Source organism: Gemmatimonadota bacterium (assembly GCA_041390105.1).
Lineage (GTDB): Bacteria > Gemmatimonadota > Gemmatimonadetes > Longimicrobiales > Gaopeijiaceae > JAGQIF01.
Genome location: JAWKQO010000004.1, coordinates 37,587 through 51,817, shown reverse-complemented (window position 1 = coordinate 51,817; position 14,231 = coordinate 37,587). Strand labels below are relative to the sequence as shown.

11 protein-coding genes are annotated in these 14,231 nt (G+C 66.9%); all 11 read left to right on the top strand.

Annotated features, from left to right (window positions below; genetic code table 11):
• Nucleotides 1–5 precede the first annotated feature (5 nt).
• The 11 genes from pilM to R3E10_16900 all read left to right on the top strand — a co-directional run bounded on the left by pilM (nt 6) and on the right by R3E10_16900 (nt 14,169).
• On the top strand, nt 6–1,043 hold the full coding sequence (gene pilM, locus R3E10_16950; protein ID MEZ4417445.1) for a type IV pilus assembly protein PilM: 1,038 nt from the start codon (nt 6–8) through the stop codon (nt 1,041–1,043).
• 15 nt (nt 1,044–1,058) lie between these two features.
• Complete coding sequence (locus tag R3E10_16945; protein ID MEZ4417444.1) at nt 1,059–1,760, top strand: PilN domain-containing protein; 702 nt, start codon at nt 1,059–1,061, stop codon at nt 1,758–1,760.
• A 27-nt stretch (nt 1,761–1,787) separates the two neighbouring features.
• A complete protein-coding gene (pilO, locus tag R3E10_16940) occupies nt 1,788–2,426 on the top strand; it encodes a type 4a pilus biogenesis protein PilO (protein MEZ4417443.1) in 639 nt (212 codons plus the stop codon).
• On the top strand, nt 2,423–2,896 hold the full coding sequence (locus R3E10_16935; GenBank protein ID MEZ4417442.1) for a hypothetical protein: 474 nt from the start codon (nt 2,423–2,425) through the stop codon (nt 2,894–2,896). The genes pilO and R3E10_16935 overlap by 4 nt, the downstream gene beginning before the upstream one ends.
• Nucleotides 2,893–4,668 (top strand): AMIN domain-containing protein, encoded by a 1,776-nt coding sequence (locus R3E10_16930; GenBank protein ID MEZ4417441.1) that lies wholly within the window; start codon nt 2,893–2,895, stop codon nt 4,666–4,668. Before R3E10_16935 ends, R3E10_16930 begins: the two co-directional genes overlap by 4 nt.
• A 21-nt stretch (nt 4,669–4,689) precedes the next feature.
• Entirely contained in the window at nt 4,690–7,434 is a 2,745-nt protein-coding gene (locus tag R3E10_16925) for a hypothetical protein (GenBank protein MEZ4417440.1), read from the top strand.
• A 131-nt stretch (nt 7,435–7,565) separates the two neighbouring features.
• Nucleotides 7,566–8,795, top strand: a complete 1,230-nt coding sequence (gene aroC, locus R3E10_16920; protein ID MEZ4417439.1) for a chorismate synthase — start codon at nt 7,566–7,568, stop codon at nt 8,793–8,795.
• Nucleotides 8,792–9,319, top strand: a complete 528-nt coding sequence (locus R3E10_16915) for a shikimate kinase (GenBank protein ID MEZ4417438.1) — start codon at nt 8,792–8,794, stop codon at nt 9,317–9,319. Before aroC ends, R3E10_16915 begins: the two co-directional genes overlap by 4 nt.
• On the top strand, nt 9,316–11,910 hold the full coding sequence (topA, locus tag R3E10_16910) for a type I DNA topoisomerase (protein ID MEZ4417437.1): 2,595 nt from the start codon (nt 9,316–9,318) through the stop codon (nt 11,908–11,910). Before R3E10_16915 ends, topA begins: the two co-directional genes overlap by 4 nt.
• Nucleotides 11,907–13,247, top strand: coding sequence for a methylenetetrahydrofolate--tRNA-(uracil(54)-C(5))-methyltransferase (FADH(2)-oxidizing) TrmFO (trmFO, locus tag R3E10_16905; protein MEZ4417436.1), 1,341 nt, complete (start codon nt 11,907–11,909; stop codon nt 13,245–13,247). The genes topA and trmFO overlap by 4 nt, the downstream gene beginning before the upstream one ends.
• On the top strand, nt 13,234–14,169 hold the full coding sequence (locus R3E10_16900; GenBank protein ID MEZ4417435.1) for a tyrosine recombinase XerC: 936 nt from the start codon (nt 13,234–13,236) through the stop codon (nt 14,167–14,169). The genes trmFO and R3E10_16900 overlap by 14 nt, the downstream gene beginning before the upstream one ends.
• Nucleotides 14,170–14,231 lie beyond the last annotated feature (62 nt).

Sequence of the window (14,231 nt, the reverse complement as noted above, 5' to 3'; positions counted from 1 at the left end):
CCTAAATGGGCCTCTTTGGAAGGAAGAAGAGTTCGCTCGGCCTCGACATCGGGAGCGGATTCGTCAAGCTCGTCGAAGTAGACTCCTCCGGCGGGCAGCCGGAAGTCGCCCGGGTGGCAATGCGGCCCCTCGTCCAGGACGCCATCGTCGAGGGCGAGGTGATGGACCCCGGGCTCGTTGCCGAGACGATCCGCGGCCTCTTCGACGAGATGGGATACAAGTCCCGCGAGGTCGTCACGTCCGTCGGCGGCCACGACGTGATCATCAAGAAGATCGAGATGGATCGGATGAAGGAGTCCGACGCTCGTGAGGTGATCCGTTGGGAGGCCGAACAGCACGTTCCCTTCGACATCAAGAGTGTCGAGTTGGACTTCCAGATCCTGGATCCCCACGGCGAGGGGCTCCAGATGGAGGTTCTCCTCGTTGCCGCCAAACGTGAGCTGGTGGACAACAAGGTCAACCTGCTCATGGAAGCAGGCGTGACACCGCGAGTCATCGACGTCGATGCCTTCGCGCTGCACAACGCCTTCGAGTTCAACTACCCCGAGGGACGCACCGGCGTCGTGGCCCTTGTGAATGTGGGTCACGAGATGACGAACGTGAACATCTTGGAAGACGGCGTGCCGGTCCTCACTCGCGACATCCCCTTCGGCTCCCGCCGGATCCGCGAGGACCTCCAGCGAGAGCGCGGCTTGACCGCGGATCAGGCTGAGGCGGTCCTGCAGGGTCGGGGCTCCATCGCGGACCTTGATCGTTTCGTGGAATCCAGCGCCGACGAGATCGCAGTGGGGATCGAGCGGGCCTCCGCCTTCTTGATGACTCGCCAAGCCGGCGCCGGCCTGGGCCGCATCCACCTGTCCGGGGGCGGTGCCCGCATCCCGGGGATGGCCGAGGCCCTCGCCACGCGCATGAACGTCGCGACCGAGCTCGTGAATCCGTTCGAACGGATTCCAGTCCGCCCGGACGCCCCCATGGACCTCTCCCTTGAGGAAGCCGCGCCCATGCTGCTGCTGCCTCTCGGGCTCGCACTCCGCTCCAACTAACCGGGTCAGAGTACCGTGATCGAAGTCAATCTCCTACCCGGCGGGAGAAAGCGTCAGGCCGGGGGCAAGCGCTTCAAGTTCGCACTTCCCAGTCGGAGCAAGACGACGCGGAAGGGTCCCGCCTCCTCGTCCGGAATGGACACGTGGGTATTGGGCTCGGCAGCGGCCGTTGTGCTCTCTGTGGGAGTGATGGGCTGGATGTTCATGGGCGTAGGCGGTCGCACCAAGGAACTCACCTTGGAGATCGAGCAGGCTGCCCGCGACTCCGCTCGCTACGCCGACCTCATCCAACAGACCGAAGGCCTCCGAGCCCGCCGCGACACGATCAGCCAGAAGGTGGCGATCATCCAGGACATCGACGGCAACCGCTACGTGTGGCCCCACGTCATGGACGAAGTGGCGCGGGCGCTGCCGGACTACACGTGGTTGACCAGCCTGGTGCAGGTCGACGGGGGCTCGGCGCCCTCGTTCCGGATCGAAGGACGGGCGGGCAACAACTTCGCCTTGACCCGCTTCATGGACAATCTGGAAGCGTCGCCCTTCATACGGGGTGTGCGCCTGATCTCGACGGAGCAGGTGGTCGAGAGTCTGCCCGGAGGCATCCAACGCGAGGTCCATCAGTTCTCGCTCGAGGCCGGGTACGAAGATCCGCCCACCGAATTGATCGAGACCGTTCCGCTGTTCTCGGCAAACCTCAGCGGCAACATCGTGCCGTAGCCGTGGCCTAAGGCACAAGAGACGACCATGAAGCTGATCCCGACCGAACCCAAGAAGAGGAATGCACTCTTCATCGGCATTCTCGCCTTGCTGGGGCTGTACGCGTTCCAGAGCTACTGGTATGCGCCCCGCAAGGAGACGATGCAGGAGATGGAGGCGCGCCTCGAACAGTTGACCGATCAGAACCGGCGGGCGCAGATCCTGGCCACCCGCGGAGGACGTGAGCTGGAGGAGCGTCTCGCGCTGTACGAGCGCCACCTTCTGCGCCTCGAGCAGTTGATTCCGCGGAGCGAAGAGGTGCCGGCTCTCCTCAACAGCATGTCGATCGAGGCCCGCCAGAACGACGTCGATCTGGCCCTCATGCGCCCCGATCCGCAGCCGGAGACGACCGAGCACTACACGAAGACGGTGTATCAGATCGGCGTAACCGGGAACTACCACTCGGTGGGGCGGTTCCTGGCTGCGATCGCCTCCCTCCCGCGCATCCTGACGCCCATCGATCTCGATGTGGCGACCGCTTCGGCGGCGCAACAGCGTGGGGCGGATGAGAACGCCGACACGCCGATCCAGGCGACGTTCAAGATTCAGACGTACACCATCCCACCGCCGGGAGCGCTTCCTGCGCCCGGTACCGGTGAGGGGGTGGCTGCCGGAGGTGGAGCATGAGATTCAAGGGTTGTTCCATCGGCGCCCTGACCGGGCTCGCCGTGATCCTCGCCTCACCGGACCTGCACGCGCAGTCCGGCGACCCGGGATCCGGACCGCCTCCGGACACGTCCGGGACCGAATTGGTGTTCGAACGCGAAGTCTTTTCGTATCCGAGCTTCGCGCGGCGCAATCCCTTCCGTCCGCTCGCTTCGGGCGACGAGTCGGGCCCTCGCTTCGAGGAGCTGGTGCTGCTCGGAGTGATCTACTCCACCGACCCCTCGGCCAGCGTAGCGCTGCTGAGCGTCGGGGTGCAGCAAGCGGGAAGCACGACCGCGAAGACCTTCCGGGTCCGTCGCGGCGACCGTCTGGGGAATACGCGAGTCCTGCAGATCCAGCGCTCGCGCGTCCTCGTTGAAGTCGAAGAGTTTGGTCTCACGGAACAGAGGGCCCTCGAGGTGAAGCGGCCCGGTCAAGGAGGGTCACGATGACCGCTTTCCTGACGGCTCTGGCCGTCTCGGTGTTCGGCGGCGACCTGGTCAAGAGTCTGGACGTCCTGCCGAACGCGGAGAGGACCGAGATCGTGATCGGGATCGAGGGTGAAGTGCAGTATCGGGACTTCACTCTGGAGGCACCGGCGCGCCTCGTCGTCGATTTGTTGGGGGCCCGGCACGGTTTGCCACAGGCCAACTACTTCGACATCAACCGCGGCGGCGTGAAGGCCGTCCGCACGAGCCAGTACTCAGAGGACGTCGTACGCGTCGTCGTCGAGCTCGACCAGGCCGTCACCTATGACGTGCAGGCGGGCTCAGGCTTCGTGAGGGTGTCGCTGCAGGGCCAGACCGGGACCTTCGAACCCTGGTCGACGGTTGCAGAGGCGGTTCCGATGGCCTCGGGGCCTGCCCCGGCCGAGCCGGATGCGGTTGCCGATTTGATCGCGACCCGCGAAGCCAGGTTGGACGTCCAGCCGCTGCAACAGGAGGCGCGCCGCATCACGGTCGCCTTCGCCGAGACGCCCATCCGTGACGTTCTCTTCACGTTCGCAGAGTTCGCGGGCCGGTCGATCGTGGCGGGGACCAATGTCCAGACCAACATCTCCGCCGATATCCGGGACCAGCCCTGGGACATCGCGCTACAGACGATCCTGGAAGCCCAGGGCCTCGCGGCCCGGGAGTTGGAGACCGGGATCATCCGCGTGGACAACATCGAGAACCTGAGTCAGCGCGAGACGATCGAAGCTCTGCAGACGCGGCCTTTCCGGGTCAACTACGCGGCAGCGGACGAACTCTCGACCTCCATCCAGGGGCTGCTGAGCGATCGGGGCAAGGTGACCGTTGGCAGCGGGACAAACACGGTCATCGTGACCGACGTGCCGCGAGTGCTCGAAGCGGTTGAGGACCTGATCGGCGAGTTGGACGTACGCACGCCGATGGTCAACATCTCGGCCAAGATCATCTTCGTGAACCGGACGGACCTGAACGAGTTCGGGATCACCTACGACCTCAAGGACTCGCGGGGGAACCAGCTCAACGTGCTCACGCCGGGCGCCATCGACGAGAACGGTGACGGTGTGCTGTCCCTGCCCGACGAGCAGGTCGAACGCGGAACCGATGTGATCAGCCTCGGCGGAAGCTCGGTGGCGGCGCTGGGCAACGCCCGCAACCGCCTGCCGACGCCCGCGCTCAGCGTGTTGACCTCGCTGTTGGTTGGCCGCTACACGCTCATCAACTTCATCGACGCCTTGGAGTCGCTCGATCTGAGCGAAGTCCAGGCGGCGCCCACGCTCACGGTCATGGACAACAAGGCCGCGCGGGTGCTGGTCGGTGAGCGGACGCCCTTGCGCGTCATCGACCTCGGGTCTCAGGCAGGTGGTGGTGGTGGTGGGCAGGGTGGGAACATCCCCCAGGCCACCGTCCAGCTCCAGGAGACCGGTATCAAGCTCGACGTCACCCCACACGTGACGGCTGGCAACAACATCCTGCTGGACCTGCGAGCCGAGCGGTCAGCGGCGGAGCTAGCCCAGTCGGACGCCGGCTTCATCTTCCGCACCCAGGAAGCCGAGTCGCGGGTGCTGGTCGAAGACGGTGAGACGGTAGTGATCGCAGGTCTTACGATTTCGGAGCGAACGGAGTCCCGGTCGGGAATCCCGCTTCTCATGAGCCTTCCCGTGGTTGGCCGCCTGTTCCGGGTCACACGTGAACAGGAGATCCAGCGTGACCTGATCATCCTGGTGACGCCTCAAATCGTGCGCACGGACGGGTAAGGAGCTACGGGAGCCTGAGCCATGATGCATAGAGAACTGACACGGCCGGGGCGCTTCGCGCGCCTCGGTTGGGGGGCGGCTGCGGCGCTCGTCCTCCTCGGATGCGAAGGGGAGAACCTGTTTACCCCCGGTGGTGGACGCGGCCCAGACGGCGCTGCTCCCACGGTGGAGATCCAGGAGCCCCGGGATCCAGCGGCGAACCCGATCGGGGATTCGCTTCTGGTGGCCGCGTTGGTCGAAGACAACGGTGGCGTCGACTCGGTGCGCTTCGAGGGCTTCTCCTTCCGGGGAGATGCTGGCCTGGGAACGGACACGATCATCGAGCGCTTCATCTCCAAGACGGTGCCCCTGGACTTCGCCACGGACACCATCGTGCGGCGCTATCTGCTGCCGACGCCCGACAGCACGCGTGAATCAGCGGTGATCGTGGTCACCGCCTTCGACCACGGGGGCAACTTCGCGGCGGACACGCTCAACCTGCGCCTGGGTGCCCCGCGCGTTCGTCTGCTGAATGTGACCGAGGGCCAGCGAGTCCTCTCGGGACTCAGCTTGGCGGTACGCATCGAGGCGTTCGACCCGAACGGGATCGTGCAGGTGCAGCTCCGCTCCACCGGGGCGGACGAGCAGACACTTACCCGTAGCTTCAACCCGCCACAGGACTCGATCGCTTTCGACACTGCGTTCGTGATCCCGGATGCGGCGGTTGGACCGCTCCAGCTGGTCGCGGGTGCGCGCAGCACCCTGGACGTGGAGGGAACCGACGGTCCGATCACCCTGGTGGTGGTCAACTCCGCGGCTGCGGACACGATCCGCCCCTCCGGGAAGATCGCTGTGGACGCTCCCGGGCGTATGGAGCTGGGCGATTCCGTCCGCGTGACGGTCACCGGTCTCGATGATGCCCAGGGGAGTGGCGTGGCCAGGGTGGGCTATACCGCCTACGCAATCTCGCCCACGCGCGGCGACACGCTGATTCGCTCGCAGGAGCGGACCTTCACGCCGTCTCGTACCGGGAACGTCTCGGAGGTCTTCGCCTTTGCTCCGTTCAACGTCGATTCCCTGGCCCTGCCCGACACGCTGGTGTTCGAGGTGGTGGGGTACTTGATCGACGAAGACAACAACTGCGCGGCCGTGGTCGCGAGCGCGAACAACCAGAGTCTGGCTTGCTTGAGTCTCCCGACCGGTGAGACCGTGGCTCTGCAAGCCAACGGGGAGCGGGTGATCCGGCCCGTGGTGGCCGGGCGCACGGTTCGGCTCCCCGGCGGCGGCCGGATCATGGACGCCGTGGTTGATACGACCCGGCGCAACCTCTGGCTGTCGAACATCGATCGCGACCAGGTCGAAGTCTTCCGCCTGCAGGACGAGCTCTTCATGGACCCGGTCCCGGTCGGTGCCGAGCCCTGGGGCCTGACCATGAACCGAGGCGAAGACACGCTGATCGTCGCCAACTCGGGCGGCACCAACATGTCCAACGTCTGGTTGGGGCCGACGGATCCCTTCAATCCCTACACGGGCCACGTCGAGGATGGCAGCCGTCGCTTCCTGACTCCGGACGTCTACTTCTTCGACGTCGAACGGGCCCTGGACGATACGGGCGCGGAGCGCAACAACGTCTTCGTGGTGCCGGACGCGACGCCCCCGGGCTTCTCGGATCGGCCCCAGTATGCGGCCGTCGACTCCACGGGTCGGATCCTGTACTCCACCAAGACGTCGCTGCTGGGCGACCTGGGGACCATTCGGCGGGCCTTCGTGCCGGCAGGTGGGTTCCGAAGTGAAGTCGTGATGTTCTTCGAGCACGCCTCACTGGTCGAGGCGCCCGACTTCACGGCCATCGGGAATATCGACGACGTCGGGATCTCTCTGTCGGCTCCGGATTCGGCCGGCCTGCAGAACGATCTGGCCACGCTGGTGGACCACGTCCCCGGAACCAACACGGTCATCTCGGCCGGTCCGGCGCCTCTGCAGCAAGCGATCGCCGACCTGGCGGCCGCTGGTTCGGATGTGGTGGCGGGGACAGGTCGCTGGAACGTGCCGGGAATGACCTTCCTGGACACGACGTTCGTTGCGGCTTCGGGTGACCGCGGATGGGTGGTCTTCGGCGAAGGCTCCCGTCAGCCGGTGGGCCGGATCATGATGTACCAGGCGTCCACCGACCGGATCAGCGATGTCGTAGCCGTTACCGACCTCATGACCAACCCCTCCGAGGAGGTCCGAGGCATCGGGCTGAACAACGACGGCACGCTCGGTGTCGCGCGCGGGAATCAGGCCTACTTCTTCAGCACGGACCTGCGACTGCAGGGGATCGCCGATCTGCCCGGTGGCGGGTCCGGTGCGGCCCTGCACCCGCTGCACGCCAACTATCCGACGCTTACGTCGCCCGGTCAGTACGATCCGGACACTCACCTCGCGTTCCTGGGGACGGGGGAAGGCACCATCGACATCATCGACGCCTTCCACTTCAACCGTCTGGGACGGATCTTCATCCGAGACGTGATGACCGGACCGCTGCGGGCGGCCCTGCCGTTCCCGGAGGACAACCTGGGGCTGCAGTGTCTGACCAAGCCGGTGTTCAACGCCTCGGGGCAGAACATCGGATCGGCCGTGGACATCTTCGCCGACGCGTCGGGGTTGGTGCCCTATCCGGTGACGGGTGGGCCCACCGAGGACCGTTGCGTGGTCCTCAAGCTCTACGGCGTCACGAGCGGCGGTGGCGTGGTGGTCATCGACGTTCGCAAGGGCGACATTCTCAAGAACCACCCCGCGCGCTGACGCGGGGGCCTGAGAGGTCAGGGCCCGGCTCCCCTCGGGGAGTCGGGCCCTTCCTGTTGGTGGGCGCTGGAGAAGCGGCCGAGGGAAGTCAGGGCTTGGTGGGACCGCATCCCCCCTCTACTTATATAGTCATGTCCGTATTCAGCTTCCGAACCGCCGGCGAGTCCCACGGCCCCGGCCTGATCGCTCTGGTCGAAGGCGTCCCCGCGGGACTGCCCCTGGCGGCCGAACGCGATGTCGATCCTGAGCTGAAGCGCCGGCAGGCCGGGTACGGACGGGGCCGTCGCATGCTCATCGAGCAGGATCGGGCGGAGGTCCTCTCCGGAGTCCGCCTGGGAGAGACGCTCGGGTCCCCCATCGCGCTTTTGGTGCGGAACCGCGACCACGAGAACTGGCTTCCAGCCATGGGGGCGGAGGCGGCTCCTGCCGACGTGAACCCGAAGGCCCTCAAACCGGTCTTCCTCCCCCGACCTGGCCACGCGGACCTGGCTGGGGTCCTCAAGTACGGCCGCTCCGAGGCACGCGACATCCTGGAGCGGGCCAGCGCCCGGGAGACGGCTGCCCGCGTCGCGGCGGGGGCAGTGGCCAAACGGCTGCTCGCAGAGCTGGGTGTACGGGTCGAGAGTCATGTGTGCTCGATCGGGCCCGTGGTGGCGCCCGAGGTGGTGGGTCTGCCCGATCGCTTGAACGACGCTGCCGACCCATCGGCGGTGCGGGTGCTCGACCCTGACGCCGAGGCACGCATGGTGGCGGCCATCGATGCGGCCAAAGAGGCTGGGGACACCCTCGGGGGGGTCTTCGAGGTGGTGGCCCGCGGCCTTCCGGTCGGTCTGGGCAGTCACGTGGCCTGGGACCGTCGACTCGACGGTCGGTTGGCCGGCGCGCTCATGTCGATCCAAGCCATCAAAGGGGTCGAGATCGGCCCCGCGTTCGAGAACGCCCAAAAGCCGGGCTCGGGGGTTCACGACGCCATGGCCAGCGACCCGGAGCGTGCGTTGAGTGGTGGTGTAGGCCGCGCATCGAACCGTGCCGGTGGATTGGAAGGGGGCATGACCAACGGAGAGCCCCTGCGGCTACGCGCGGCGATGAAGCCGATCGCGACCCTGAGGAAGCGCCTCCCCTCCATCGATCTGCGAGATGGCAGCGAGCGGGACGCCGCAGTCGAGCGCAGCGACGTCTGCGCCGTTCCGGCCGCATCGGTGGTGGGTGAGGCCATGGTGGCGCTGGTGCTTGCCGACGCGATGTTGGAGAAGTTCGGTGGAGATTCCCTCGAGGAGACCCGGCGCAATCTTGGCGCCTACATGGCCGATCTGGCCGAGCGCACCCGCCACCGGGTTCCTCTCCGTGCCGAGACGGGATGAGCGCGGGCATCCGGCGCGTGGTGTTGATCGGATCGATGGGAAGCGGCAAGAGTACGGTAGGGCGCGAGCTCGCGGACCTGTGGGGATGGACCTTCGCGGACGCCGATGAGGTCGTCGAGCGAGAGGCAGGTTGCTCGGTGGCGGACGTGTTCGCCGCCGAAGGGGAGCGGGGCTTTCGAGCCCGTGAACGGAAGGTGATGTCGGGGCTTCTCCGAGAGGCCGCGTGCGTGATCGCGTCCGGTGGCGGCTGGGCGTCGGAGCCCGGGGTCTGGGACGCCCTGCCGGACGGTACGCGCACGGTCTGGCTGCGGGTGAGCACCAGGGTCGCGCTGGAGCGCGCACTGGCGGACGGCGGGCGGGAACGCCCTTTGCTTTCGGGCCCCGACCCGATGGAGACGCTGGAACGACTACGGAGGGACCGCGCGGCGTCGTACGAACGCGCGGACCTCAGCATCGACACCGAGGGCGCTCGGCCGCGTGAGATCGCCGAACGCATCGCAACTGCTTTGAAGGAGAGTCAGTGAAGCTCGTCATCGTAGAGTCGCCGGCCAAGGCGAAGACGATCGAGAAGTTCCTGGGCAAGGACTACAAGGTCGCTGCGTCGTACGGACATATCAGGGATCTGCCCAGCTCGGCGCGGGAGATTCCCGCGCGCTATCGCAAGAAGTCCTGGGCCCGGCTCGCTGTGGATACGGAAGGGAGTTTCCAGCCGATCTACGTCGTGCCCAAGGAGAACCAGGCGCGCATCAAGGACCTGAAGAAGCTGATGCAGAAGGCCGACGAGGTGCTGCTCGCCACGGACGAAGACCGCGAGGGCGAGTCGATCTCCTGGCACCTGCTCGAGGTGCTCGAGCCGGAGGTGCCGGTCCGTCGCATCACCTTCAACGAGATCACGCGCTCTGCGGTGCAGCGCGCGCTCGCGCAGCCTCGGGACGTGGACAGCAAGTTGGTGCAGGCCCAGGAAGCGCGACGTGTCCTGGATCGCCTGTTCGGCTACGAGCTATCCCCCGTGCTATGGAAGAAGGTCCGGACCAAGCTGTCGGCGGGGCGTGTGCAGAGCGCCGCGCTGCGTCTGGTGGTGGAGCGGGAAGAGGAGCGGCAGGCCTTCAAGAGCACGGCGTACTGGGACGTGGTGGCGAAGTTTCAGGCGGACGGCACTCCTTTCACCGCGCGGCTCACTGCCATCGGCGCGCAGCGTATTGCCACTTCGCGCGACTTCGACTCCATCACCGGGGCACTCGATGCGGACGCTGGAGTGCGCGTGCTGGATCGAGCGTCGGCGGCGGGCGTCGTGGAAGCGGCCCGCTCCGCCATTCCGTGGTCGGTCACGCGCGTCGAACGCAAGGAGACGCGTCAGCGCCCACAGGCACCGTTCACGACCTCCACGCTGCAACAGGCGGCTGGGTCCCGCCTGCGGATGTCGGCCAAGCAGACCATGCGGGTGGCGCAGGCCCTGTACGAAGGTATCGACCTCGGAGGAGGCGAGCGCGAGGGTCTCATCACCTACATGCGGACGGACTCCGTGCACCTGAGCGCCGAGGCTCTGGAGGGTACCGCGACCCAGATCCGCAAGCAGTTCGGTGAGGCGTACTACGATGGTCCCCGCTTCTACCAGACGCGCGCCAAAGCGGCGCAGGAGGCCCACGAAGCGATTCGCCCGACAGTCCTGGGCCGCACGCCCGATTCGGTGGCGCGCGTACTGACAAAGGAGCAATTGGCGCTCTACGATCTGATCTGGCGGCGCTCCATGGCATCGCAGATGGTCGATGCGCGCATCGACCGCACCACCGTCGACCTGGAGGCCCGCGGCAAGGAGGTGCATCACTTCCGCGCCAACGGATCCGTGCTCCGGTTCCCCGGCTTCCTGCAGGTGCTCGAAACCGAGCGGGAGGATCAGCTCCTTCCCCACCTGGAGGAGGGTTCGACGGTCGGGGACGATGCCTCGGGTGTTCCCTTGGAGTCCCTGGAGCCCGAGGGACACGAGACCAGGCCACCACCGCGCTACACCGAAGCGACGCTGGTGCGGCGGCTCGAAGAGGAGGGCATTGGCCGCCCCTCGACGTACACGCCCACGCTCTCGACCATCCAGGATCGGCACTACGTGGTCAAGAAGGGAAGTCAGCTCGTGCCCACCTACGTGGGGATGGCGGTGATCCGGCTGCTGCGAGAGCACTTCGGCCGCTACGTGGATCTGGCGTTCACGGCGAAGATGGAAGACACCCTGGACGAGATCGCTTCGGGCGCGGTCGACTCCGTGGACTTCCTGTCCAGCTTCTACCGCGGAGGCGACGGGGATCCGGGGCTGGTGCAGTCCATCGAGACCGAGCTGCCTCGCATCGAGTACCCGCAGATCCCGGTTGGGAATGACCCGGAGACCGGGGAGTCGTTGCTGGTCCGCATCGGAAAGAACAGCATCCTGGTGCAGAGAGGCGAAAGCGACGAGCGCGCGACGGTGCCTCTCGATGTCCTCATCGACGAGCTGACTCCCGAGAAGGCCCACGAGATCCTGGAGCAACGCTCCCGGTCCGAGGATCCCATCGGAACCGATGATCGCACGGGCGAGCCGATCTACCTGAAGGTGGGGCCCTACGGACCCTACGTTCAGTTGGGGCCCGACGATCAGGACGACAAGCCCAAGCGAGCGAGTCTCCCCCGCGGCATGAAGCCCGAAGAGCTGACGCTCGACTACGCGCGCAAGCTCCTGTCGTTGCCGCGCAGTCTCGGCTCCGATCCCGACACGGGAGCCGAAGTGTTTGCAGGGCTGGGCCGGTATGGACCCTACGTGAACCGGGAGCGCGTGTATCGGAATCTACCGTCGCTGGAGCGGGTCTTCGAAATCGGCCTCGACGAGGCCGTGGAGCTGATCAACTCCAAGCCCAAGCGCGGGAAGACGGTGTTGAAGTCGCTGGGCGACCACCCGGAGACAGGCAAGCCCTTGGAGGTGGTCGAGGGCCGCTACGGCCCCTACGTCACCGACGGGAAGCTCAACGCGTCCATCGCCAAGGACCGCGACCCACAGGACGTGACCATGGACGAAGCCGTGGCACTGCTGGCCCAGGCGGCGACACGCACGAAGACGAAGGCTCCTGCGCGCCGCGGCCGGACGCGGAAGTGAACCACGCCGTCACCGTCATCGGTGGTGGACTGGCGGGGTGCGAGGCTGCCCTCCAGCTGGCGGCGCACGGGCATAAGGTCTGCCTCATCGAGATGCGCCCCGCCCACAGCACGGCGGCTCACCAGACCGACCTGCTCGGCGAGCTCGTTTGTACCAACTCCTTCAAGAGCGAAGACCCCGCCAACGCGCACGGCCAGCTGAAGCGCGAGATGGCGCAGCTGGGCTCGATACTCCTGCGCTCTGCGGCCGCCGCCCGTGTGCCGGCGGGGTCCGCGCTGGCCGTAGATCGCGAGCGCTTCGCAGGCGCCATGACCGCGGCGGTCCGGGAGCATCCCGGGATCGAGTTGCAGCGCAGGGAGGTGCGTGCGCTTCCGGAAGGACCGACCGTGGTGGCGACCGGTCCGCTGACTTCGGATGCGCTTTCCGAGGCCATCCGGACTTGCCTGGGCAGCGACGGACTCGCCTTCTTCGATGCCATCGCTCCCATCGTGCACCGCGAGTCGCTGGACGAGAGCATCGTCTTTGCGGCGGGTCGCTTCGAGGAGTCCGACGACTACTTGAACTGCCCGTTCTCAAAGGACGAGTACGAGGCGTTCATCGACGATCTGCTGGCCGCTGAGGTCCACGACGGTCACGACTGGGACCGCGTTCCCTACTTCGAGGGCTGCCTTCCCATCGAAGTGATGGCGAGCCGCGGGCGGGACACGCTGCGCTTCGGTCCCATGAAGCCCATCGGCCTCACGGACCCGCGAACCGGACGGCGTCCGTGGGCGGTCCTGCAACTCCGGCGAGAGGATGCCGCAGGCCAGATGCTCAACCTGGTGGGCTTCCAGACGCGCATGAAGGTCGGAGCCCAAGCGGCGGTATTCCGCAGAGTCCCGGGCCTCGCTGGGGCGGAATTCCTGAGGTGGGGGTCGATCCATCGCAACACCTACCTCAACTTCCCTGCACATCTGCTGCCGCATGGGGGGCTCCCCGGACGCCCCGACCTGGTGTTCGCCGGTCAGCTGACGGGCGTGGAAGGATACACGGAGTCGGCAGCGAGCGGCATCCTGGCGGGGATCAACCTGGACCGCATCCTGACCGGACGGTCACCGGTGATGCCTCCTGCGACGACGATGCTGGGCGGCCTCCTGCGGTTCCTCCGCGAGGCGGATCCGATGCGCTTTCAGCCCATGAACTCGAACTGGGGCCTGGTCGATCCCCTCCCCAACCCGCCGCGGGGGAAGCCGGAGCGTCGAGAGGCGCTGGCGGCCCGAGCCCAAGCCGACTTCGAGCGCTGGGTTCAAGAGGAGAGCATCATGGGGACTCCCGTCGGGGTCGGTGGAATCCGCTGACGCGCGGGGCCCGTCTCGGGAGGTCGAGCGCTTCCTGGTCCACCTGCGCGATGAGCGTCAGCTCTCGCCGCACACGGTGGCTGCCTATCGTCGCGACCTCGGCGATCTCGTGTCGTTCCTGGACCGCGAGCGGAACGAGGTTGACTGGCGATGGAGCGATGTCGATCGTCGCGGGCTGAGGGGTTTCCTGGCTGCTGGCGCGCGGCGCGGGCTCTCGCGGCGGACGCTGGCGCGTAAGCTGTCGGCAGTACGCTCGCTCTTCCGCTACCTGCAGCTGGAAGACCAGGTGCCGAGCAATCCGGCCCGAGCGGTGCGCTCTCCGAAGAGTGAGCGCCGCCTCCCCGGTCACCTCGGCGTGGGGCAGATGGCGGCGCTTTTCGAACGCGCCTCCGAGGCCTCGGCCCAGAACACGCTGGAGGGCACCCGGGACCTCGCCATGCTGGAACTCCTGTACGGGAGTGGCCTGCGTCTGTCCGAGCTGTACGGCCTCGGCCCCGAGGACATCGACCGCCGCGCGGGCCAGGTGCGCGTGCGTGGGAAGGGCCGAAAGGAGCGCATCGTACCGCTCACGCGCACGACCGTGCGGGCGCTCGGCCGCTATGAGCTGCGGCGCGCGGACGTCCTGACCCACCTGGATGCCGAGGCGGACGCGCTGTTCCTGAATCGCAAGGGCGAACGCCTGTCGCGGCGGAGCATCCAACGGCGGGTCCGTGACCTGCTGGAGCGGGTGGCCGCCAGCGAGGGGCTCAGCGTGCACTCACTGAGGCACTCCTTCGCGACCCACCTCCTGGACGCAGGGGCGGACCTGCTGGCCGTGAAGGAGTTGTTGGGCCACGTGTCCCTGTCCACGACCCGCATCTACACCCACACCTCCCGGGAGCGTCTCCACCGGGTCTACCGCGATGCCCATCCGAGGGCATGAGCCGGGCGCCTCCGACGGTGCACCTCGGGCCGCATGGGGGGTAGCAGAGGGTTCAGCACCCG

Excerpts from the sequence above, each read along its gene's own strand:
- pilM (MEZ4417445.1), top strand. The coding sequence starts at position 6 with ATGGGCCTCTTTGGAAGGAAGAAGAGTTCGCTCGGCCTCGACATCGGG.
- pilO (MEZ4417443.1), top strand. The coding sequence starts at position 1,788 with ATGAAGCTGATCCCGACCGAACCCAAGAAGAGGAATGCACTCTTCATC.
- R3E10_16935 (MEZ4417442.1), top strand. The coding sequence starts at position 2,423 with ATGAGATTCAAGGGTTGTTCCATCGGCGCCCTGACCGGGCTCGCCGTG.
- R3E10_16930 (MEZ4417441.1), top strand. The coding sequence starts at position 2,893 with ATGACCGCTTTCCTGACGGCTCTGGCCGTCTCGGTGTTCGGCGGCGAC.
- R3E10_16925 (MEZ4417440.1), top strand. The coding sequence starts at position 4,690 with ATGATGCATAGAGAACTGACACGGCCGGGGCGCTTCGCGCGCCTCGGT.
- aroC (MEZ4417439.1), top strand. The coding sequence starts at position 7,566 with ATGTCCGTATTCAGCTTCCGAACCGCCGGCGAGTCCCACGGCCCCGGC.
- R3E10_16915 (MEZ4417438.1), top strand. The coding sequence starts at position 8,792 with ATGAGCGCGGGCATCCGGCGCGTGGTGTTGATCGGATCGATGGGAAGC.